The sequence below is a fragment of the Thalassobacterium sedimentorum genome, assembly GCF_031127905.1.
GTDB classification, from domain to species: Bacteria; Verrucomicrobiota; Verrucomicrobiia; order Opitutales; family Coraliomargaritaceae; genus Thalassobacterium; species Thalassobacterium sedimentorum.
In genome coordinates, this window is record NZ_JARXIC010000006.1 from 113,411 (window position 1) to 135,716 (window position 22,306).

General features: G+C 48.8%; 23 protein-coding genes. 8 read left to right on the forward strand and 15 right to left on the reverse strand.

What is annotated here, in order from left to right; all coding sequences use genetic code 11:
- Positions 1-60 precede the first annotated feature (60 nt).
- From QEH59_RS05325 to QEH59_RS05345, 5 genes are read right to left on the reverse strand one after another with little or no spacing between them, the layout of a single operon-like run.
- The gene (locus QEH59_RS05325; RefSeq protein ID WP_308984323.1) at positions 61-1,308 is read right to left on the reverse strand and encodes an Nramp family divalent metal transporter; all 1,248 of its coding nucleotides are present in this window, start codon (positions 1,306-1,308) and stop codon (positions 61-63) included.
- 6 nt (positions 1,309-1,314) lie between these two features.
- Positions 1,315-1,890 (reverse strand): PqiC family protein, encoded by a 576-nt coding sequence (locus QEH59_RS05330; protein ID WP_308984324.1) that lies wholly within the window; start codon positions 1,888-1,890, stop codon positions 1,315-1,317.
- Positions 1,887-2,906, reverse strand: coding sequence for an MlaD family protein (locus QEH59_RS05335; RefSeq protein WP_308984325.1), 1,020 nt, complete (start codon positions 2,904-2,906; stop codon positions 1,887-1,889). Before QEH59_RS05335 ends, QEH59_RS05330 begins: the two co-directional genes overlap by 4 nt.
- Positions 2,907-2,945: 39 nt before the next feature.
- The gene (locus QEH59_RS05340; RefSeq protein ID WP_308984326.1) at positions 2,946-3,710 is read right to left on the reverse strand and encodes an ABC transporter ATP-binding protein; all 765 of its coding nucleotides are present in this window, start codon (positions 3,708-3,710) and stop codon (positions 2,946-2,948) included.
- A gap of 2 nt (positions 3,711-3,712) precedes the next feature.
- Positions 3,713-4,840, reverse strand: a complete 1,128-nt coding sequence (locus tag QEH59_RS05345) for an MlaE family ABC transporter permease (RefSeq protein WP_308984327.1) — start codon at positions 4,838-4,840, stop codon at positions 3,713-3,715.
- 58 nt (positions 4,841-4,898) lie between these two features.
- Here QEH59_RS05345 and QEH59_RS05350 point away from each other — a divergent pair, with 58 nt between their 5' ends.
- From QEH59_RS05350 to QEH59_RS05360, 3 genes are all read left to right on the forward strand, one after another.
- Entirely contained in the window at positions 4,899-5,624 is a 726-nt protein-coding gene (locus tag QEH59_RS05350) for an HAD family hydrolase (RefSeq protein ID WP_308984328.1), read from the forward strand.
- Positions 5,625-5,698: 74 nt separating this feature from the next.
- Positions 5,699-6,394, forward strand: coding sequence for an HAD family hydrolase (locus tag QEH59_RS05355; protein ID WP_308984329.1), 696 nt, complete (start codon positions 5,699-5,701; stop codon positions 6,392-6,394).
- Positions 6,395-6,425: 31 nt separating this feature from the next.
- Positions 6,426-6,833: an acyl-CoA thioesterase gene (locus QEH59_RS05360; protein WP_308984330.1), complete on the forward strand. Its 408-nt coding sequence runs from the start codon at positions 6,426-6,428 to the stop codon at positions 6,831-6,833.
- Between the two features lie 4 nt (positions 6,834-6,837).
- On the opposite strand, the gene QEH59_RS05365 is transcribed toward QEH59_RS05360, so the two are convergent.
- Both QEH59_RS05365 and QEH59_RS05370 read right to left on the reverse strand, forming a co-directional pair.
- Entirely contained in the window at positions 6,838-7,383 is a 546-nt protein-coding gene (locus QEH59_RS05365) for a shikimate kinase (protein ID WP_308984331.1), read from the reverse strand.
- 58 nt (positions 7,384-7,441) lie between these two features.
- The gene (locus tag QEH59_RS05370; protein WP_308984332.1) at positions 7,442-8,662 is read right to left on the reverse strand and encodes a class I SAM-dependent RNA methyltransferase; all 1,221 of its coding nucleotides are present in this window, start codon (positions 8,660-8,662) and stop codon (positions 7,442-7,444) included.
- 61 nt (positions 8,663-8,723) lie between these two features.
- Here QEH59_RS05370 and QEH59_RS05375 point away from each other — a divergent pair, with 61 nt between their 5' ends.
- The gene (locus QEH59_RS05375; protein ID WP_308984333.1) at positions 8,724-9,533 is read left to right on the forward strand and encodes a TrmH family RNA methyltransferase; all 810 of its coding nucleotides are present in this window, start codon (positions 8,724-8,726) and stop codon (positions 9,531-9,533) included.
- Positions 9,534-9,705: 172 nt separating this feature from the next.
- Here the strand turns inward: QEH59_RS05375 and QEH59_RS05380 are convergent, their stop codons facing one another.
- From QEH59_RS05380 to nadD, 4 genes are read right to left on the reverse strand one after another with little or no spacing between them, the layout of a single operon-like run.
- Entirely contained in the window at positions 9,706-10,632 is a 927-nt protein-coding gene (locus QEH59_RS05380) for an endonuclease/exonuclease/phosphatase family protein (protein WP_308984334.1), read from the reverse strand.
- Positions 10,633-10,650: 18 nt separating this feature from the next.
- Positions 10,651-11,907, reverse strand: coding sequence for a M48 family metallopeptidase (locus QEH59_RS05385; RefSeq protein ID WP_308984335.1), 1,257 nt, complete (start codon positions 11,905-11,907; stop codon positions 10,651-10,653).
- 8 nt (positions 11,908-11,915) lie between these two features.
- Positions 11,916-12,281, reverse strand: coding sequence for a ribosome silencing factor (gene rsfS / locus QEH59_RS05390; RefSeq protein ID WP_308984336.1), 366 nt, complete (start codon positions 12,279-12,281; stop codon positions 11,916-11,918).
- 17 nt (positions 12,282-12,298) lie between these two features.
- A complete protein-coding gene (gene nadD, locus QEH59_RS05395; protein WP_308984337.1) occupies positions 12,299-12,907 on the reverse strand; it encodes a nicotinate (nicotinamide) nucleotide adenylyltransferase in 609 nt (202 codons plus the stop codon).
- A 19-nt stretch (positions 12,908-12,926) separates the two neighbouring features.
- Between nadD and QEH59_RS05400 the strand changes: the two genes are divergently transcribed.
- Positions 12,927-13,637 (forward strand): exopolysaccharide biosynthesis protein, encoded by a 711-nt coding sequence (locus tag QEH59_RS05400; protein WP_308984338.1) that lies wholly within the window; start codon positions 12,927-12,929, stop codon positions 13,635-13,637.
- 44 nt (positions 13,638-13,681) lie between these two features.
- Here QEH59_RS05400 and ptsP read toward each other — a convergent pair whose 3' ends face one another.
- Together ptsP and ispE are read right to left on the reverse strand one after the other, a co-directional pair.
- Positions 13,682-15,442 (reverse strand): phosphoenolpyruvate--protein phosphotransferase, encoded by a 1,761-nt coding sequence (gene ptsP / locus QEH59_RS05405; protein ID WP_308984339.1) that lies wholly within the window; start codon positions 15,440-15,442, stop codon positions 13,682-13,684.
- A 52-nt stretch (positions 15,443-15,494) separates the two neighbouring features.
- Entirely contained in the window at positions 15,495-16,373 is an 879-nt protein-coding gene (gene ispE / locus QEH59_RS05410; protein WP_308984340.1) for a 4-(cytidine 5'-diphospho)-2-C-methyl-D-erythritol kinase, read from the reverse strand.
- A 99-nt stretch (positions 16,374-16,472) separates the two neighbouring features.
- On the opposite strand from ispE, the gene pyrF reads away from it, so the two are divergent.
- From pyrF to QEH59_RS05425, 3 genes are read left to right on the forward strand one after another with little or no spacing between them, the layout of a single operon-like run.
- Complete coding sequence (pyrF, locus tag QEH59_RS05415) at positions 16,473-17,174, forward strand: orotidine-5'-phosphate decarboxylase (protein ID WP_308984341.1); 702 nt, start codon at positions 16,473-16,475, stop codon at positions 17,172-17,174.
- Between the two features lie 48 nt (positions 17,175-17,222).
- Positions 17,223-17,951 carry an IspD/TarI family cytidylyltransferase gene (locus tag QEH59_RS05420; RefSeq protein ID WP_308984342.1) on the forward strand — a complete coding sequence of 243 codons (729 nt, stop codon included), beginning with the start codon at positions 17,223-17,225 and terminating at the stop codon, positions 17,949-17,951.
- A gap of 29 nt (positions 17,952-17,980) precedes the next feature.
- Positions 17,981-19,867: an ATP-binding cassette domain-containing protein gene (locus QEH59_RS05425; RefSeq protein ID WP_308984343.1), complete on the forward strand. Its 1,887-nt coding sequence runs from the start codon at positions 17,981-17,983 to the stop codon at positions 19,865-19,867.
- Here QEH59_RS05425 and QEH59_RS05430 read toward each other — a convergent pair.
- Both QEH59_RS05430 and QEH59_RS05435 read right to left on the reverse strand, forming a co-directional pair.
- Entirely contained in the window at positions 19,860-20,285 is a 426-nt protein-coding gene (locus QEH59_RS05430; RefSeq protein ID WP_308984344.1) for a response regulator, read from the reverse strand. The genes QEH59_RS05425 and QEH59_RS05430 overlap by 8 nt on opposite strands.
- Entirely contained in the window at positions 20,272-22,182 is a 1,911-nt protein-coding gene (locus QEH59_RS05435) for a sensor histidine kinase (protein WP_308984345.1), read from the reverse strand. The genes QEH59_RS05430 and QEH59_RS05435 overlap by 14 nt, the downstream gene beginning before the upstream one ends.
- Positions 22,183-22,306 lie beyond the last annotated feature (124 nt).

A 22,306-nucleotide genomic window follows, 5' to 3' on the forward strand; every position in this document is an offset into this window, starting at 1 on the left:
ACATTCCAGCGACCTGTCGGGTTGATTTGAGTGTGGCTTGATGGATGCTTGCGAAAGGCGCTATCGCACACAACTGACATAGAGATAGCCAGTAGTCATCACGATAAAGAACAACAGGCCCGCCCAACTGAGTACTTTTAGTGCCGGCCCAGGGCGGTATTCTACAGGCACATTGGCTCCATTCATGACACGATAATTAATATAGGCCAGTGCTGGTGAGGTGATAAATGAAACGATCGCGGCGAAGCTTAGCAGCTGAAGTAGGTTTTGCACAAAACAAAGTACGACCACACTGGCTAATATTGTTGAAATCAGTATCCAAACTTTCTGAATACGTATAAATGCTTCGGTTGGTAGGTCTTTGATTAATGCACAGCAAGCGGCCAAAGAACGGGGATAGCCATCGAGACAGGTCAAAGTGGTACTAAACATCGTAATAAAGGCCGCGGATAAAATCAGTAAATGTGACCACTCACCGATGGTATCGGTGTAAAGGCTGACTAGTTGTTGGGAAAAGCCGACCCCACCCGCAGCAAAAGACTCCGAGCTGCCGTACATCACCAGCGCCCCCAGCGCAACAAACAATACGGCTAAAGCGACGGCAGAAAAGTATCCAATATAGAAATCAATAGCAGATTCTTTGACAGTCGCAAAGTGCCCAGTTTGCTTTTCCCGACTAAACATCCACAAGGAGGACCATGCAGATAAGTCAATTGGTGCAGGCATCCATCCCAGTAGACTGATCAGAAAAGCAAACGAGGCCCATTGATAGGGACTCGATGCAACGAAATCGGCCGTCAGTTCAGGGCGATTTGGAATAGCCAGCGCAACCGCGATCACGGTACTAATACCGAGCAGTGCGATGATCACCTTAGCCAATGAATCAAGTAATTTGTAGTGCCCGACGAGTAACAATCCCGCGCAAATAATCAGCACTCCAACAGTTATGAGTGGCACCGAAACACCCGTAATCCCGTAGCCCGTGAGTAAGGCCCCACTCAACATGCCGACCCCCGCGATATTGATGGTGCCTGTCAGTATATTGACCGCCAAAAATACCCACACGTAGCCCAGCCCAAGGCGCTTGTAGCCAGCCAGCAAACTTTCACCAGTTGCGGCTGTGTAACGCTGACCGTATAGAAAAAACGGAAACTTGAGCGCGTTAGCCAATAACACCAGCCATAGCAGTGCCCACCCAAACTCCGCACCCGCACGAGTGGACCAAACTAAATGCGAACCACCGACAGCCGCACATGCAACGAGGATGCCCGGCCCAAGGGCCTTCCAGAGATTACTGCGATTGAACATGAGCTATTAAAGTTTCTCAGCAATTTCCTGAGACAGCTGCGCTAGCGCAGCATCCAGATTAGCCACATACTCACTCACATCATGCTGATCCCACATCAATCCGGGTGCCATAAAGCGTCCTTGCACACGTGAGCCGTCCAGCTGCTCGATCTGCCATTGGGCGATGACTTCGATTTGTCCGCCGGCATTCGCACTCAAACGCTCAAATTGTACCGAAATAGTGGCGGCCTCGCTGGCGGTATTTGCCCAGGGATAATAGGCACGCACATGAGCGAGTGAGGTCGCCTGCAGATGCATCGCGATCGCGCGCGGCAAGGCATCGCGCAGATCCTCAGCCCAACGAGCTCCGGCAACTGAGCTTAATTCACCATGAGTGGAGCGATAATAGATGCGCGGACCTTCTAGAAAGCCAGGGAGTTCAACCCTCCCTACATAGCACTCAGGTTTACCGGCAATGTCTGCCACCGCGTCCACGTTTGCAGCAAGCGTGAAGACCTGTGTGCGATCAGGCTTAGGTTTCAAATTGACACAGCCAGTGAGGAGTATGGCTAGCGTCAGACTGATTAAGAGGCTAATTTTCATGGTTTACGTTTCTGCTCACTGCGACCGGTGAGCAATGCATTGGGGTTACGTTCCAAATATTCCGACAGCAAGCGCACCGAGCGAGCGGCCCGTCCGAGCTCACGCAGCATCGATTCAAATTCGTGACGCATGTCGGAGCCGGGCTGCAGTAATGCGTTCGCATCCTGAGTCAAATTGTCTAAACTCGCCAGGGTATCAGTAATCTGCTGTGTCCACGTTTGTATGGTCGCTGATAAGGGGCCATCGTTTAAATCAAAAGACTGTGCTGTAGCAGTCACTTGTTCGAAGGCCACACGCATGGCGTCGACTGATTGGCTAAACTGCTCCGAAGCGACAAACACTTTTATTTCATCTGCAGTTTCCGTAATCGAACTACTAATTTGACTGGTATTCAAACCATCTAATTGCGTCGTGGCACTGATTAATAAGTTATTGATGTTATTGCTAAGCTTGTGCAAATCTAACTCTTTAACATCAGCAATGATTTGAGCGACGTCAGCCGTAATCTCATCCAACGATGAATTCAGAGTCGGAATTTCAACCATTCCATTTACCTCGGCCAAGTGCGTTTGAGCTGAGACTGTTTTTTCGGGTTCAAAACTGAACTCTACAAAAAGCTGACCGGTGATGAGGCTTTCCAAATTTAATTGTGCCACCAGTCCCCGTTCCAAAGATTCGTGGATCGATTCAGGTGCAAATGCAGTACGAGAGACTCCGAGGTCGTTTTCCAAGCGAGACTGATTGATTTTAATAACGACTGGAATCGCGGTGGATTCATCATGTTGCCCTTCTGCACGGATCATGATTCGTCGCACTTCCCCCACGGGGACTCCTCTAAATTTAACTGCCGATCCGACCTGCAGACCATTGACTGATTGATCAAAAAAAAGAATGAAATGAGTCGAACGATTCAGGAAATTGGCCGTGCCGAAATACATGACCATAGCCACAATGAGTGCAAGCATCACTGTGACAAAAGCACCGATTATCTTTGGGTTTGGAGAATTACGTTTCACGGATAGTTAGGTTGGTTTTGGTCGAAAACAGGCTGTGGATCAATCGTTATTCCTTTCCCCGCGACTGAGGAATCGGCTTACCTTGGGGTCCGTAGTCGGATCGTCGAGTAAATCGTTCGGATTGCCATCACAGAGTGCCGTCTGACTCTCAGCGTCGAGAAAAAGAGCCGAATCCGCAATCGCAAAGATACTGGCGAGCTCGTGTGTCACGATAACCACTGTAGCCCCGAGGGCCGCACGTAACTCCAGGATGAGGTCGTCCAAGCGGCGTGAACTCAGCGGGTCAAGTCCCGCTGAGGGCTCGTCAAAAAATAATATGTGTGGATCCAGTGCAATGGCCCGTGCCAAACCGGCACGTTTTTGCATACCGCCACTGAGTTCAGCAGGATAACGATGCCCGAAACCAGCCAATCCTACCAGGGATAATTTAAAATCAACTGTTTCACGAATCTCAGCACGGCTGAGTTCAGTGTATTGCTCCAATGGCAGAGCAACGTTTTCCTCCAGCGTCATGGAACTCCACAATGCACCACTTTGAAAGGAAACGCCGAAACGACGCCGTATACGCTCCGCTTCAGGACTGTCAGGCAGGAAACGCTCATTTCCATAATAAATCTCCCCGGCCTTGGCGCGCTCCAGTCCAATTAAATGCTTCAGTAAGGTACTTTTTCCACAACCACTGCCACCCATTATGATTTTAATTTCACTGCGCTTCACTGAAAAATTAAGGTCACGCATCACCGTATAATCACCATAGGCCATGGTGAGATGAGTCACATTGATCGCGGGAGCATTCTTTGACATAACTAGATGTTTAAAATGTGAAACATAACAGCGAAAATGGCATCGGCGACCACGATCCAGGTAATGGAAGTAACTACAGCAGACGTTGCCGCCTGCCCCACTGAACTGGCATCACGACCACAATTTAAACCGCGATAACAGCCTGCAAGTGCAATAATCAAACCAAATACAGCACTCTTAAAGATCCCGACAGCGAGGTCATTTAAACCAACGGCCAATTGAATTTGGCTAAAGTATTGTAGGACACTGACATCTGAAATCGCGACTGCCACTACCATGCCGCCCGCAATCGACACAAAGTCGGCGCAAGCACACAAGAGCGGCATCATTAACACCAGTGCCAGCACCCGCGGAACAACTAGAAATTGCATCGGGGAAATACCAAAGGTAGTGAGTGCATCAACTTCCTCATTGACCTGCATACTCCCGATTTGCGCGGCAAACGAAGCTCCGGTGCGCCCCGCCATAATCACACCAGCCATGACAGCGCCCAGTTCACGTGTGGTGGCAAGACCTACCAGATCCGCCACATATATATCTGCAGCAAATTTCTGCAATTGTATCACTCCAATGAAGGCAATGATGAGTCCTGTTAAAAAGCTCAGCAGTGAAACAATCGGCACCGCCTGTGCGCCTGTGCTCTGTAAGATCATTAAAAAATCTTTAGCACGAACTCGCCCCTTCCCACGCAACAGAGCAAAAAGATCGATGAAGAGCTGCCCCAGAAATTCGAAATATCCATTCAAGCCACGATACGCCGCCAATGTTTGCAGACCAACCCGACTCAAAAAATCTTCCGCAAGCACATCCTCTACTTGCTTATTTTCCGGAACTGCTCGCGATAACTGAATTAAATTTTGCACACCTGCTGGCATCCCATCGAGACGTGTTTGCAGACCATGTGTTTCCGCCCAGTCGCAGAGCCGGCGCACCATCACAAGTAAGGAACTGTCCCAGCCACTGAGGTGGTCCGCTTCTAAGTGCAGTTCTGCTAAATTAGCCTCTAACTCAATGTCAGCATACAGGGCCTCCATATCCGGCTTCACATTTTCATTAGTCCAAGTGCCAGAAAAATGAACGACGAAGACGCCCCGCTTACGGCGGGTTGCCCAATCTGCTTTCTGCGTCATTTTAGTCATCTTTGATAGAGTCCACCATCGCACGCTTGCCAAATACAACAAAGCAGGCATGGATAAAAGGCTTAAGCCTGTAGCGATTCCTTTTTCTAATAAAGTACATTTTAATATGCAATACATCCTATTTGATCTGGACGGCACTTTGATCGACCACTTTACGACCATTCACAAGAGTGTGGCCTACGCACAACGTGAACTTGGTTTAGTGGAGAGTGACTACCCCACCGTGCGCGCCACTGTGGGTGGATCCGTGCCAATCACACTCTCCAAGCTCTGCGGCGAAGCAAATGTAGCGGCTGCAGAACCTCTATTTCGCAAGCATTTTGCCGAAATAATCTTTGACGATGTGTTCACGCTCCCCGGAGCCGAATGGCTATTACAAGAACTCAAAGCGCGCGGCGACAAGCTCGGCGTCTTTACCAATAAATACGCCGGCGACACCCGCTCGGTCTTAGCTCACTTGGGCCTGGATCAATGGCTGGATGTGATCATCGGCACGGGAGAGCCGGAGTGCCCCTACCGCAAGCCAGATCCTCTGTTTACAGCCTACGCATTGGAACAAATGGATTGCGCTTCTGATGAGGCGATCATGATCGGAGATTCTCCCTACGATTTAGCTGCTGCCGAGGCAGGTTGCCTGACTTGTCACCTAGTTGCAACGGGGAGTCATAGCGCAGAACAGCTCTCTGAACATCTGGTCGCAGACCATGTTCATCAGGACCTCTTTGAGCTGGCTGAAAAAGTTTTTGGCCTCCGTTCAACCCTCAGCGCGAACTAATTCTGAACGAGTCCCCGCATCGTAAAAACCGCCACTGAGAATAGCGGACATGATCGTCGCGCTCATCTATTATAATGATTTCAAACACTGCACAGTGCCTCCCCTGCCCCTCGGCTATACTTTGGGATATGGATGGCACGTTGATAGATCAAACGGATGCGATTATCACTTGCTACCGTACAGTTATTACCGATCTGGGCCACCCAACTCCCAGTGATAATGTCATTCGGCGCAGCTTGGGCGGCACATTGGCAGAAACAATGCAGTTATTTGTCGACGCAGATCAACTGGACACCGCAAGTAAGGCATTCCGCGCTCATTTTCCAAAAATTATGTTTGATGGCCTGATCGTGCTCTCAGGCGGAATGCAACTGATTGAACGTGCTTATAAGGCACGCATACCACAGGCACTCTTTACCAACAAACACGGCGATACAGCTCGACAAATCAGTCGCTATACTGGCTTTGCCAAATACATACCAGTCTGTGTCGGCAGCGTCGACACAGACTGGCACAAGCCACAGCCCGAACTGACACGGCACGTGCTGCAACAAATTGAAGCCCAGCCAGCCGGAGCAATTATAATCGGTGATTCCCCCACCGACATCGCAGTCGCTCAAAACGCGGGGCTGAGTGGCTACGGTGTCGCCACTGGCGCGTATTCAGTAGCCGAACTATTAGATGCGGGAGCCGATGCCGCTTTCGAATCCCTCGATGAGCTCAACCAATCCCTGAATATCCCGGGCACACTTTCATCGCCAGTGGTTTGAAGACGCCCTCATTTCCAATCTCTCAATTCAAATGATTCATAGTATTTCCAAGATTCGCGTACGCTATGCCGAAACCGACCGGATGGATGTGGTTTACCATAGTAATTATCTCGTATGGTTTGAAACGGCCCGCATTCAAATGCTCGATCAAATAGGTATCCCATATCGTGAAATCGAGGCGCGGGGTCTATTCCTACCTGTGCTCACCGTAAGTGCGGCTTACAAAAGCCCTGCCCGCTTTGATGATCATCTGGAAGTGCATCTATATATGAACAAAAAGCCGCGGGCGCGCATGCACTTCGAATATGAAGTGCGCCGAGGCGATACGCTACTCGCTACTGGCCAATCCAGCCACGGCTTCATGGATCGCAATGGCCAAGCACAGCGCCCTCCAGAAGATCTATTACAGAAAATCGAAGCCGCCTGGGCAGCTGAATAACAGTCTACTTGCCAAAGTTACGCGCAATGGACTTATAGGTTCGAATCATGTGTCGAACGACCTCGGGGATGGTACGTCCTTCAGTCGTGATACAGGCGCCAGAATCCATGTAAATGGGCTCACGCTCAGCAAGTAAGGCTCTAACCTTTTCTTCGGGGTTAGGCACATTGAGTAAAGGGCGGTTCTTATTACGGCTAGTGCGCTCTATAATGCTTTCCGCAGAGGCAAAGAGGCAGATCACCACCCCCTTTTGCTTTAATAATTCCTTCATGCCTTCTTGCACAACCAAACCACCACCGCACGAGACAACGCAGCCTCGATCCGCATGGCCGTGCTCAATAAATTGTCGTTCCAGCTTGCGGAAGTATGCTTCCCCTTTACTGGCAAAGAGTTCAGGGATTTTACGACCTTGCTCCCGCTCGATTTGGTCGTCTGAGTCAATAAAGCGAAGACCTAACTCACGGGCCACTCGGCGACCAATCGCCGATTTGCCCACGCCCATAAAGCCGACGAGATAAAGATTGGGTTTAGACTGTGCGGTTTTACTCAAGTCAGAAATAGTGCAAAATATTAAAGCTACGGTGCGAACAAAAAATACTCGACTCCGGCTATGTTAAGCTGAGCGAGACAACATTCTCAATATGCCGCGTATGTGGAAACAAGTCAAAGGGCTGAATCCGGGTAATTGTATAGCCACCTGCAATGAACTCCTTCAAATCACGTGCCTGAGTCGCAGGATCACAGGAAACATAAACCAGGCGCTGTGGCCGATACTGTAGCAATTGTTGACGAAAACTCTCATCACAGCCCTTACGTGGTGGATCAATCACCATCGCAGTCTCATCGGCGGGGAATTTGAGGCCGTTGAATATGGCCTCGGCTTTACCAATAACAAAACGAGCATTCTTAATGTTGCTAATTTTACAATTTGCCTGTGCCCAGCGCACTGCAGGCTCGCTAATTTCAACCCCGGCTACTTGTTCGAAGGACTTCGCGGTGGACAGCGCAAAGAGCCCCACCCCGCAATATGCATCGACCAGATAACGAGCCCCTTCAGCTGAGGCCTCGCTTGCAACGTGCTCCACGAGTTCGGGCAAGATAAAGGGATTGTTTTGGAAAAATTCTCCAGCTTTAAATTGAAAAGTAACAGCTCCCACCCGTTCCGAGACGATCTCCTGAGGGTCATTAACCACGCCTTCCAACACATCGCGCATCAAAAGTGTGCCACCGCGTTGCCGACGCTTTTTACCGCCCGCACGCCGTGCTTCCTCACGTGCTTCGGGAAAAGCGGCGTTAATTGCCTCGGTAGCGATCGGACAATGCTCCACATCGATGATCTGATTGCGACGCCCATACTGTAAAAAACCGATCGGCTGTGAACCATCGCGCTCGGGACGATTATAGTGAGGGGTAATCTTTGAGCGGTAGTGATAAACCTGAGGAGAACCATGGGCCAAATCCACCGGAAATTCGATTTCTCCCAATTTCTGCATCAATTCTTCCACATGCTGCGTCTTCTCTTTTAATTGCCGCTCATACGTCATATGTTGATATTGGCAGCCCCCACAGCGTGTGTAGAGCGGACATTCTGGCTCGATGCGATCGGGTGACGACTCCAGCACCTCGACTAAGTCAGCATCAGAATAATTTTGAAAGTTACGAAAAATGCGAACTTTGACACGTTCACCGGGCACCACAAAAGGGACCATGACGACCCAGCCATCAACACGGCCGACGCCCATCCCCAAGTTTGTGAGGCTTTCTACGGTGAATTCAACCTCCTGATGATAGTCAAAAGGTTCAGATACGAAATTTTTTGGCACTTGCATCCCCATGCCCTCCCGTATGCTTAAGCATCCTGCAATACTAAAATGTCAGGACAGCTCTCTCATGGAAGATTTATACATACAAAGTCGACAAAACGATCAGGTCAAAAACCTCGTTAAATTACGCGAACGCAAACACCGTGACCGTCAGTCACGCTTTTTAGTTGAAGGCCTACGCGAGATTGGCCACGCGCTCACCGCCGGATTTGAAATCACGCAACTTTACCACTGTAGCAATTTATTTCCCAGTCAGGCACATGATGATTTCATTCGTTCACAAAAAAGCACAGCACGGTTCCCACTGATTGGTATGAGTCCCGATGCCTTTACCAAGGCATCCCATCGCGAGGGCCCGGATGGATTAATCGCTATCGCCGTGCAACAAAACAACGTATTGTCGGATTTAACGTTGAGTGACACACCATTATTGCTAGTATTAGAAGGTATTGAAAAACCAGGAAACCTAGGGGCCATTTTACGTAGTGCCGATGGTGCTGGAGTCGACGCGGTGATTCTGGTCGACTGTGTGCTGGACCTTTACAATCCAAACGCGATCCGTTCATCCCAGGGCCTGCTGTTTGCCCTGCCAATTGTGTCCACCGAGCGCGAGGCCTTAAATACATGGTTAGAATCGAATCATATACTCTGCTGTGCCACCACTCCCGATACAGAAACACTGCATTGGGATGTCGATTACCGCCAGGCAATGGCAATCTTTATGGGGAGTGAAAGCGATGGTCTGCAGCCTTATTGGCTCAATAAAGCGACACATCGAATACGGATCCCAATGGCTGGACAGGCAGACTCTTTAAATGTGGCTGCTGCCGCGGCCGTGTGTCTCTATGAGGCCAAAAGACAGCGAGAATCAAAGTGATAACCCATTTTACGAATAAGTAATCAATACAATAGCCCTAAGGAGCTCCCGAAACTAAGTTTCGGGGGGGCATATCTCTGGCTCCGAGAACCGAGACAAGGATAAACAGCCCCATTCAGTTCAAATTTATTTGCGAATTGGCATTCAAAAATCATAGCGCCTTAAGGTACAATTACTCAAATGATTCAAGCTCAGAGCTGGACTGCAAGAGGTCCAAATAGACCATGCGGTGGTCGCTACCAGATAAGGCTCCTGGGCTATCGACCACATGTCCGTGTCCTGCTTTGATACGAGCAAGCATCGCTGGAGAGGCAATAAACCCATCTACGCATTCATAGCGCGCCTCCCTCTCATAAAAATAGGTCCAAAGCTCACCGCGACTATCAGTCGCGGGCACCAAACTCCCAATTTCGAGATTCCCCCGACGGTAAAAACGACGCATCGGCGCACTGACCGGATGATCATTAAAATCACCTACAATTAAAAAATCCGTGCGGTCATTTTCGTATGTGCGCTCAATGATACGATTGCGACATGCCTCAGCCTCCCGCACACGTCGCAACTGAGATTCCTCATCTTCCCGAACATCGGTATAGCGACTTTTGAGGTGGATAACAAACAGTTGAAACAGCTGATCGTCACTCAATTTAAAAGTCATTTCTAACATTCCCCGCTTCACCAGTTGACGCTCTCTTATATACTTAAAATCCAAATCGGTATGCTTTACTACGGCCTGTGGCGCATGCTTAGACAGCACTGCCAGATGCCGTACGGGATCTGCCGCTTGCATGTGAATCGCATAAGTATAATGCACTCCCTCTTGTATGAGGTCGGATCGCAATTCTTCCAGAAAGTCCAGCGAGCCCATTTCTTGTAACACTAAAATATCGGGCGCAATCTCACCTATGATCTGCCGAATAATGACTTTCTCACTCTCAGGCTTCGGGTAAGATGGCCGCCAGCGTGCACCAATATTGCGATCCATCACCAAATAGTTATCTAAGTTATACGTTGCGATTCTAAGCGCTTCACCACTTAAGGGTAAAAGAAACATGAGTGGCATTAGGCCACGCAGGTAATAACGAAAAAATCGTCGCATTCAGATAATTATAGGTGGTTAGTCTGCTCGCATGGCTGTCTCTCGCTCGACCAGCGTGGGGTGGGAATAGTGAAAACTACTGTACACCGGATGTGGCGTCAAATTGCTCAAGTTCTCCTTGTGTAGCTTACGTAAGGCTTTAGACAGAGGCTGATCACTCCCCATAGCGTCGCGCGCAAAAGCGTCAGCCTCATACTCATGCTTGCGGGAAAGACGACTGGATAGCGGCGATAACCAAAAAGTAACCAGTCCGCTCAGTAGCATAAACAGCAAGAGCACAGGGACGATAACAATTTGGCCTTCAGGCGGGGTATCGAAATAAAAGGCCTGCACAAACCAATCAGCATTCGTCAACCACCCTAATACGGCAAACATGCCGAAGGACGTAATTGCAGCCATGATCATCATCTTAGGGATATGACCAAGCTTATAGTGCCCGATTTCATGCGCCAGCACTGCTTCTAATTCTTCGGGCTCCATTTGCTCGATCAAAGTGTCATATAAGACAATGCGACGAAAACGACCAAAGCCTGAGAAAAAGGCATTTGAGTGACCAGAACGTTTGCTGCCATCTAGAACCAAAATCGTTTGCGCCTGAAAGCCAGTGCGATCTGCCAGTGCAAATAGACGCGTCTTTAGATCACCATCCTGCATGGGCTCTAACTTGTTGAACAATGGCATGATAAACATGGGATAAGCCACCACCATCACTAATTGAAAGAGAAAGAAAACGCTAAAGCCCCAGACCCACCACAGTGGCCCCGCCCAGGTCACTAGAAAAATTAACAAGGCCAAAAGTGGATACCCGATTGCAAATCCAAGTAAGGTTCCTTTCATTTTATCCACCAACCAAAGCTTGCGTGTGCTCTTATTGAAGCCGAAACGTTCCTCAAGCTTAAAGGTGCTCCAATAATCGAATGGCATGGAAGGAAGGCTCAATACCAGCCCGACTAAAAAGAGTACCAGCGCCTGGCCCCAAATTCCATAACCAAACCAGCTGCTAAATAACTGGTAAAAACATGCTAATATGCCCCATAGCAGCACCACGGCGAGCACACCAGCATCATAGAGGTCGCTGACAATACCAAAACGTGTCTTGGCTGTGGTGTAAGCAATCGATTTCTGATAAGTTGGTAAATCAATAAAATCACGAAAACTCTCGGGCACTTCACTGGTTCGCGCCTGCGCATGACGCAAATTAAGCATATCGAGCACAATACTCGTCCCCAACTTGAGCACCAAAAGAACAACAAAAACAACTAAAACTGTATTCATAGCACCGCTTACAAGGCCACTTCAGTGGCATCTTTCCAGAGTTGATCCAAACGGTAAAAATCGCGCATTTCAGAAGTTTGCAAATGAATCATGAAATCGAAAGCATCCACCACTAGCCAGCCACTGCCTAATGTTCGGTCTTGCCCAAGTAGTTGCACCCCGGCTTCTTTGAGCGCCTGATCGAGGCCGCTTTTCAAGGCTTTAACGTGTGGATCCGAGGTACCGGTAGCGAGAATGATGTAGTCGGTAATCGAGGACTTGCCCCGCACATCCAACACACGGATCGCCTCTCCCTTTTTATCTTCAATTGCGGTGACAGCGCAACGCATCTCTTCGAGGGTATTTTTTTCCTGTTTACTTAAGTCTTTGGTCATATTGATCTTGGTAATTGTTACTGGGTATAAAGGCCGTGGCTGGAAATGAAAGCCTCAACTGCGGGCGGCAGTAAGTCTTCTGTTGCACGTCCCTGTTTGAGTAAGAATCGAATTTCACTCGAGCTATGAGTCATTAAGGGAGCCTGAACCTCGGTATATTTCAAGCCTGGAACCTTCGATTCTGCAATCGAGTGACCTGGTCGCTGCAATACGATGAAATGCAGCATGCTCACGATATCTTCGATCCGATGCCAGCGATGTAAGCACTCAAATTGATCGGCACCAATAATCCAGTGCAACTGACAGTTCGGCCATTGCGCACGAAAATTCATAACAGTATCGATTGTATAGCTCGTGCCACCTCGCTGTAACTCACATGTGTCTACGAAGAAGCGCGCTTCATCAGCAGTGGCGAGCCGTAACATACTCACCCGATCCGCGTCACTGGCCACCGTCGCAGTTGTCTTGAGTGGCGACTGAGCAGCGGGAATAAAAATAACTTGCTGCAAATCTAAATTCGCCAAGGCACTGCGCGCAACTTGGAGATGCGCTCGGTGAACAGGGTCAAAACTACCTCCATAGAGCGCAACGGAGGCAGGGTGCATTGCTAATTCTGTCGGATTCATGGTTGCACAGTAATCGGAAGTGATCATTAAAAACAGTCCAGTTTCCTACCTATCCAACGAACCGCAAATGCAAACCGCCGAAGAATCCTCTCAACATCTTTCGCTCGGAGATACCTTAAAACAACTTTTAGTCACAGATAATGACAACGGGCTCTCCATTCGCGAAATCACACGTGCAGTCGGTGAAAAGGGATTTGGTCTGGTGTTGATTGTATTGTCCTTACCAAGCGCCCTGCCTGTGCCAGCCCCGGGGTATAGCACACCATTCGGCATCGTCATCGCCCTGGTCGCACTACAAATGATGCGAGGCCGAGCTGCAGTCTGGCTCCCCCGCAAACTGGCATCTGTACGCATTCAGCCCGCCTTGGCAGCTACTATGCTGGGCAGCGCATCTAAATTCCTAAAAGCCATTGAGCGCTTTATCCGCCCGCGCCAATTATGGATTCGCGGGCGCGCGGGTCAAGCAGGTCTTGCCAGCGTCATTCTAATCATGGCCTGCTTAATGATGCTTCCAATCCCTCTGACCAATACCTTTCCAGCCATGGTCATTTTTATGATTGGCGTCGGTCTTTCTGAGGAGGATGGCTTACTGGCACTCGCGGCCTTCGCGGTGGGCTGTGGCGCAGTCTTACTCTATGCTGGCATCATTTATATTGCACTCACCCAAGGTCCGGAAGCCATTGAACATATCAAAGAAGGTATTAAATCTATGCTAGGCCTCGGAGCATAGAGCTCAGCCTCAGCACAGCCCTTCCCTCCGAATGCCAAGATCAACTAGGCTAGATCGCCGAGCGCTTGTTGGCGAAATGCTTCCAGGCGTTGAATGATATCATTCGAATCGCTCAGTTGCATGACTTCGGCTACCAAGGCTTTTGCATCCGACTTTTTAATGTGACGAATGAAATACTTAACTTCTGGCAATAAACTGGATGTGAGACTTAAAGAGTCGGCTCCCATCCCGAGTAAGATGCCCGCATAAATTGGGTCACCAGCAATCTCCCCACAAATACTGATTGGTGTCTTGGCTTGATTCGCCCCATCAATAATCGCTTTCAGCGTACGCAGAACTGCTGGGTGCGCAGGATCATACAAATGCGCCACCTGATCGTTCAAACGATCCACTGCAATCAAATATTGAATCAAATCATTGGTCCCAATACTGAGAAAGTCAGTTTCAGCAGCCAATAAATCAATAATCGCCGCCGCACTTGGCACTTCCACCATCGCTCCGACTTCGATGGCTTCATCAAAGGCCTGCCCCTCTGAACGCAGTTCCTTTTTAACGGACTCAAGCACTCGGTTGGCCATCCGCAACTCGTTCATCCCACTAATCATAGGATACATAATCTTCACGTTACCATGCGCACTCGAGCGAAGAATGGCACGCAACTGCGTGGTGAAAATGGCTTCGTTGCCCAGGCAAAAGCGGATCGCACGAAACCCCATAAAGGAATTGTCGTCTTTTACGTTCTCGTCACCGATCGTCTTATCGCCCCCCACATCGAGTGTTCGGATGATAACCGGGTGCTCTCCTGCCGCTTCCACGACCTCACGATAGGCTTCATATTGCACCGATTCCGGCGGGTAGCCATGATGACGCAGGAAAATACCCTCGGTGCGAAAGAGACCAACCCCTTCCGCATGCATGGCTTGAACATGCTCCATTTCCTGCGCTCCTTCTACATTTGCCATTAAACTAATGGAGGCACCATCTAGCGTCACAGCCGGCTCAGAGATAAAAGAACTGAAAGTATCGTCGCGCTTCTGACGTTCACTCGCGAGCTTGCCATACTTATAGAGTCGATCTTCCGAAGGATTCACCACGATGATCCCCTCATGCCCATCGACAAGTATATGATCACCGCTAACGATGCGCTTTGTCGCATCATGTGTCCCCACCACGGCGGGGATACGTAACGAGCGCGCCATAATCACCGAGTGACTGGTTTTCCCTCCTGCATCAGTGACAAATCCAAGCAGCTTGTTCCGATCTAAATCGGCAGCATCGGAGGGTGAAATATCTTCTGAAACGATGATGCTCTCAGCTGCAAGCTGGCCGAGGTTAACTTTCTGCATCCCGATCAAGTTATGCAGCAATCGCCGTGAAACATCTCCGATATCAGAAACACGCTCACGCAAATACTCGTCCTCCATCGAGCGGAAAAACGAAATATAGCGCTGCGCTACATTATTATAGCAAAACTCGATGTTTTTCTTAGTACTCTGCAGTTCAGTGGTCACTTCCTCGAGCAAGGCGTTGTCTTCAAGTACTAATAAGTGGGCATCAAATATACGTGCTTCGCCCTCCCCTAAGCTTTGTGCGATTTGATCACGCACCGCTGTAATTTCAGCACGCGTTTCCAAGATCGCCTTATCAAAACGAGCTAGCTCCGCATCAAGGGCGTCATCCGCAACGTCGTAACTAGGCACATCCAACTGCTTCTGCAGGTAAACAACAGCACGGCCATGTGCTACGCCTGTAGACGCAGCAATGCCTTCGAGTATAATCTCTTCTTTAGTATGGGGATCGGTCACAGATAGAGTTGATCAAATTGCAGCAAGGAGCGCTCCTTTCAAGATCATCCAGTCAGAGGATTGAAGTTTCAATAAAAAATGTGTCCGAACCCCAAGCATTTTGACAAATCTCCTCGATCAGAGCCTGTTCTACCTGATTTCTAGGCAGCGCAAAACAACAACTGCCACTGCCACTCATCAGGCAGGCAATGCCATTGCAGCGCAATTCCTCTAACAGGCATGCGATGGCCAAATACTTGGAGCCTACACTTCGCTCAAAACTATTATAGAGCAAATTATCGATACGGCCTGAATCGTAAAACTGCTGCAAACGCTGAGTGGCCAGGGGCTCCGCTTCATAAGAGCCCCCCCCCGCCTTAACTAATTTCCCATAAGCCCACGCGGTCTGAATACCAAAATGAGGACGAAAAAGCAAAACTGTGCGCCCCCTCAACTGCTGTGAAACAGCTCCCGGTAGACCTGTAAGCGCTTCACCACGACCGGTCATGACCATCGGCTGAGAATGCAGAAAAAAGGGGCAGTCAGAGCCAAGGCGAGCAGCCAATGCGGACAATTCATCCAAACAGAGCGGTGAGTCCAACAGTTGATTCATCGCAATGAGCGCGACTGAGGCGTTACTACTCCCTCCTCCAAGACCTGCCCCCATAGGTATCTGCTTGTTTAGCTCGATATCAAAATAGACATTTCGTCCGCTGGCAGCTCGAAGCGCAGCGGCCGCCTGTATAATTAAGTTCTGCCCCCCCCTGGGCACTGAAACATCCCGACAACTCAAGCGGTCCTGTCCCGCCTCTCCGATGGCGACTTGCAATGTGTCGCCAAAAGCGATTGGCACCACCAAAGAGGTCAGCCCATGAAAACCGTCGTTGCGCCTTCCATGAACGGAAAGCATGAGATTGATCTTCGCGGGCGAATGTAAGGTCACTGAATTCATAAAAATCCATACAGTAAGAGCACTCCGCTGGCATGTGCCATGAAAATTTCCATTTTTGCACTTTGCCATTCGCGCGATATTCGCTTCCTAATCTGCGCTATGTCTAAACAAGCGTCATGCCAACTCATCCTAGCCCTCGACCTCGAAACGCGTGAGGAAGCTCTCGCCATGCTGGATCGCCTCGGCGATTCTCTAAAATGGGTCAAAATCGGCCTACAGCTCTTTACCGCATATGGGCCTGATTTTGTACGCGAGATTGCCGATAGAGGCTATAAGGTGTTTCTCGATCTTAAATTACACGACATTCCGAATACAGTGGCCAAGGCCGTTCAAAGCATCGCCGCCCTACCAGTTGAATTGCTGACTCTTCACGCCTGTGGCGGCGGTGAAATGTTAACATGGGCGAACCGGGCACGAACTGATTATGCTCCAGAATTGAATTTACTAGCTGTTACCGTGCTGACTTCCATGAATGAAGCACAACTGCGTGCGTTGAATGTCGCGAACACCCCCGAAGCCCAGGTGCTACATTTGGCAGACATCACCTTAAAATCGGGCGTGCAGGGCTTGGTCTGCTCATCTTTGGAATTGGCTCCACTACGCGCGCGTTTTGGCAACGATCCGATTATAGTCACCCCAGGTATTCGCCCGGCTGGAAGTGCGGCCGACGAGCAAAAACGTATTATGACTCCTGCTGCTGCGGCGGCGGCAGGTTCTAGCTTTATAGTAGTCGGTCGCCCCATTCTCAAAGCAGCGGATCCAGCGGTTGCTGCACAAGCCATTCAGGCTGATTTAGCCTGAACAGCATTTTTCGCATTCACTCAAATTCATCTCGCTCGCTTCAGTTGAATGGTCACTGCAATATTACTCGCCGCCGGTAGCGGCAATCGAATGCAAGGTCAGGTTGCCGATAAGGTGCTCGCGAACCTAAACGGCTTGCCAGCATTTTGCTATAGCTTACAGGCATTCCATCGCTCGGGGGTCATCGATGACTATATTGTCGTCTACCGTGACGAAGCTCAAAAGTCTCAGCTCGCAGCAGCCGTGCAACAATGCGAGCTGCAGCATTTAAAAATCAACGCTGTTGCAGGTGGTCAGGAACGACAGGATTCGGTCATTCACGCGCTGAATATTGCCAATGAGAGCTGCGATTACGTTTTTATACATGACTGTGCCCGCCCCTGCGTGACGTATCAGGCAATTCAGTCCCTGCACCAAGCTGTCTTGCGGGATCAGGCAGCCAGCCTTGCGCATCCAGTCATTGATACCATTAAACGTATTCCAGCGCCCAAGCAGTTGCATAAAGTTGAATTGGAAGATTTGGATCGTCAGCGACTATGGGCCATGGAGACACCTCAAGCGTTTAACTTTGCAAGTATTCTGAAAGCCTATCAGCTGGTGAGTCAAAAAAAACTAAGCATTACAGATGATACCGCAGCGGCACGATTAATTGGCTTAAATACCACACTTGTGCCCAACCAAATTCCCAATCCCAAGCTAACCACTCCAGGCGACCTCGCATATATCAACTTCCTAATGGCTTCGCGCCCTCCAGTAGACTCTGATCTACATTCTTAATTCTTAACTTTAATTCCTAATTTACTAAAGTGCTCCTTTCCTACCGCAATCTAACCGTTTCTTTTGGTGGCCCCAAGCTGCTCGATAACGCGGGCCTTACCATCGATAAACGTGAGCGTATCTGCCTCCTAGGGCGCAACGGCGAAGGTAAATCCACCCTGCTACGCATTTTAAACTCTGAAATTCAACCCGACAAAGGCGAAATCGAGGCCATACCTGGTCTCAGAATTGGTAAACTGGATCAGGAAGTGCCCGCCACACTGGATGGCACTGTTTTCGAAATCGTCGCTCAGGGACTTGGAGATGCTGCTGAGACCATTGCAAAATACCATCATTTGCTACACGAAATCGGAGAACACCCCGACGATGAAAATATCGGCGAACAACTCGATGAGCTACAGCATCAACTGGACCAAACGGACGGATGGGCGATCGAACATAAAGTCGAGAATATTCTTCAGCGGGTCGATCTGGATGGCGAACAAGAGTTTTCCTCGCTCTCCGGTGGCAACAAGCGCCGGGCCTTACTGGCTCGCGCCTTAATCAAGGAACCTCATATTCTATTATTGGATGAGCCGACCAACCACTTGGACATTCCCGGCATACGCTGGCTCGAGGAGTTCCTGCGTAAGGCCGATATAGCCCTGCTCTTTGTTTCTCACGACCGCGCTTTTATCCAACGCGTAGCCAACAAAACACTCGATCTAGATCGTGGACAACTCACTCGATGGGAATGCGACTATGATACCTATCTGGTGCGAAAAGCTGAATTACTGGCTGGCGAGGCTAAGCAGCAAGCGGTTTTCGACAAGAAACTCGCCGAAGAAGAAATTTGGATTCGTAAGGGCATTCAAGCGCGACGCACTCGTAATGAAGGTCGTGTGCGATCACTCAAAAAAATGCGAGAGGAACGTGCCGAGCGCAGGAATATTCAAGGTAAGACCAAACTCGACCTAAGTGATGCGCAGCTCTCTGGACGCAAGGTTATCACCGTCGATGAGATCAGCTACAGCTGGGCACACACACCTCTTATCGAGAATTTCTCCACGACGATCTGGCGAGGCGATAAGATCGGCATCGTTGGGCTGAATGGCTCTGGAAAAACTACCTTACTTAATCTACTGCTAAAGAAACTTGAGCCTAGCAGTGGCTCCGTCACACATGGCACCAAACTCGAGGTGGCATACTTTGATCAGCATCGGGACCAACTCGACAGCAAACTAAGCGTCGCTGAAAACGTCCATCCCGCCGGTGAAATGGTCAACATCAACGGAAAGCCGAGGCACATCCTCTCCTATCTACAGGACTTCCTCTTCACTCCAGAAACTTCACGCTCTCCCATCACTAAATTATCCGGTGGCGAGCGAGCGCGGTTATTATTAGCAAAGCTGTTTATCCAACCTGCCAACGTATTGGTATTGGACGAGCCAACCAACGACCTCGACATTGAAACCGTTGAACTGTTGGAAGAACGCTTACTTGAATACAATGGCACGCTCCTCTTAGTCAGTCACGACCGTAGCTTCCTGGATAACGTCGTCACTAGCACCATCGCACTCGAAGGCAATGGTTGCATAGAAGAGTATGTCGGAGGTTGCGAAACCTGGCTAAAGAAGCAGGAAGATAAGAAAAATGCTTCCAAAAAACAAAAAACAACGGCTCCTGATAAAGTTGTTCAAAGCACTGCCGAGACCACTCCAAAGCGCAAACTCAGCAATAAAGAACGGGAAGCACTCAAGTCACTGCCAACCAAAATAGAGCAATTAGAAGCCGAACACGCTGCTCTGACTAGCCTGATGGCAACCCCAGAATATTATCAAAACCAAGAAAACGATTTATCCGGTGATGCGCAACGACTAGAAAAGATGGAAAACGATATCTTGGAAGCTTATGAACAGTTAGAATCGCTCAGCTAGCTTTTAGTGAATTAAAAAAGGCGGTATAACGATCGATATTGAAATCCTTGGTCTGAAAACCATTCGCGCCTACTTCAAACGCTTTCTCTGCATCTTGGTTACTATCTGAATTCGTCAACATAACAATCACGGGGATTTCACTAAATTCCGCGCGATCTCGCAATTTGGCGATCGTATCAAACCCATTCAGCTCCGGCATATTGATATCCATCAAAACCATCGCGGGCACAGGCACCTCTCCCGTTGCAGTCGATAGCATATAATCAAGAAATGCGTAACCATTTGTGAAGGTAAGCAATGGATTTTTTAGCTCCGAGCGCTCATAGACCCGTTTTGTGATAGTTAAATCAACCATACTGTCATCCACCACCACGATTGGATCGACTTCATTCAGACATTTTCTTTCAATTATTTGCATTAGTTTCTACAATCCCTAGATGGAAACGAACATGAACGTTAGTTTCATCTGATTCAATCCAAATATTTCCACCGTGAAAATTGGCGATTCGTTTGCAGATCGTGAGCCCCATCCCATGGCTCAGTGAACCAGCTTCTATCTTGGAAAAAATATCAAAAGCTTCTAAAGCCTGATTGGGCGATAAGGATGACCCCGAATTCATCACGCTAAAGCATACCCCGCCATCCACAGTCGCTTCGCAGCTGAATTTCAAGCTAAACCCGTCCATTTTAACATGCTTGAGTGCGTTATCAACTAAGTTTCGATACAAAACTCGAACTAGACTCTTATAAAGAAACATGGGGGCTGGATGCGGCTCCACCTCAATTTCAACTTTTCGATTTACAAGTGCTGGCTTATACTCATCTAAAACTGACTGGATCAAATCCCGCGGGTCACAGCTTTCCCGATGTAATTTCCCCTCGTGTGTGATATCTGTAAACTCACGAAAATCGACGATAAGCCGCATCGCTTTCTCACACTCGGAGTGTAACTGCTCTAAAACCTCCTTTGCGCTCTCCGAGGCCTCAGGCGTGACCTCCGTCTGATAGAGACTAGCCAAACCTGCAATGCGCTGAATCGGTTCACGTAAATCATGAGAGGCAACCCGTGCAAAATGCTCCAAATCGCGATTCATTTCTAAAAGCCTTTGATTCGCGAGTTGCAAGCGAGATTGATGCTTTTCAATCGACAGCTGCATATCGACAAAGGTCTTAGCTAAGGCGCCGACTTCATCGTCCCGCTCAATTGGTAAATCGTGGGCAATTTCTTGAAACTTTTGAAAGTGTTTAGTTGCTAGACTGATACGATCCAATGGTTGCGTAATTCCAAACGAGAATCGAATCGCGACAAACATTGCGAGTGCAGTTAGCAGCAACATCGCAATAATAATGGCAGCAATTGTAAAGGCAGACGCTCGACCAATATCATCATAGGAGCCGATTAAACCAATTGTGATTTCACGTTCAGGATTGAAAACGCGAAACTTTGTAAAGTGAGCCAGACCACTTGATGCGCCCGGCAATGAGTCCAGTCGGAAAGTGCGCGATTGCCCCTCATCATCAACAAAGCCCTTCAATTGTGAAAAAAACTGATCAGCCTGGTATTCCAGCCCACGATCAAAACCGAATGTATAGTCAGAATTCGGATGTAAGAGGAAATAACCATCTTGATTCAATACATAATAATCGTAGCGACTGCGATCGAGCCCATTACCAAATAATTGCTCTATGAAGCCTTCAAAATCCAGATTGATTACTACAATGCCAAAAAAAATCTCCATACGATCATATATCGGCATCGCAACTCGCAACATGGGCCGATGCGGCACTTCCAATTCTCCATGTTCACGATTCAGGTTTATCTCCGAATGAAAGAGTTCTCCCGCCTTTCGCTCTTTTGCTCGTAGGAAGTAATCTCGCTGCCCCTTTTCCTGCAATTCTGCCCTCGGAACGCGATAAATCATTCCATCCTGCTGATTCACCCGCACAGATTCCAAACCATTGTTTGCCTCAGGAATCAACCGTATCTGAGAATAATAAGGTTTAGCGCTCAGCATTTGCTCAAAAATAGTGGTCAAATCGTCCAGCTCTCGATCCACTGCAAGCTGACTCATTCCATCTGCATTCGCAAGATGATCTACCATTGGCAAATTAGAGATAAAATCAATATCATGATTCAATTCTGAAAATGCTAACTGCAGGCGACTAACCTCAAACTGGGAACGCTTCTTCAAAGTCTCCATCTGAAAGTCTGAAATAATTTTCGTGCTGCCCCAATAGCCCACCAAAGCGATACTTAATGAAGTCAGCACCACTAATAATACTACAAACCAGCGGAGCTTAGAAGAAATGCGCATACAGAGTGGAGATGGCGAACAGGGGATGAACGGGGGGAGGAACAGCTGTTACTACTCATAGAAGCGTTTATAGCCTGCGACAAGTCTTAAACTACCAGCATTGCCAATGCTGAATTTTCGAATC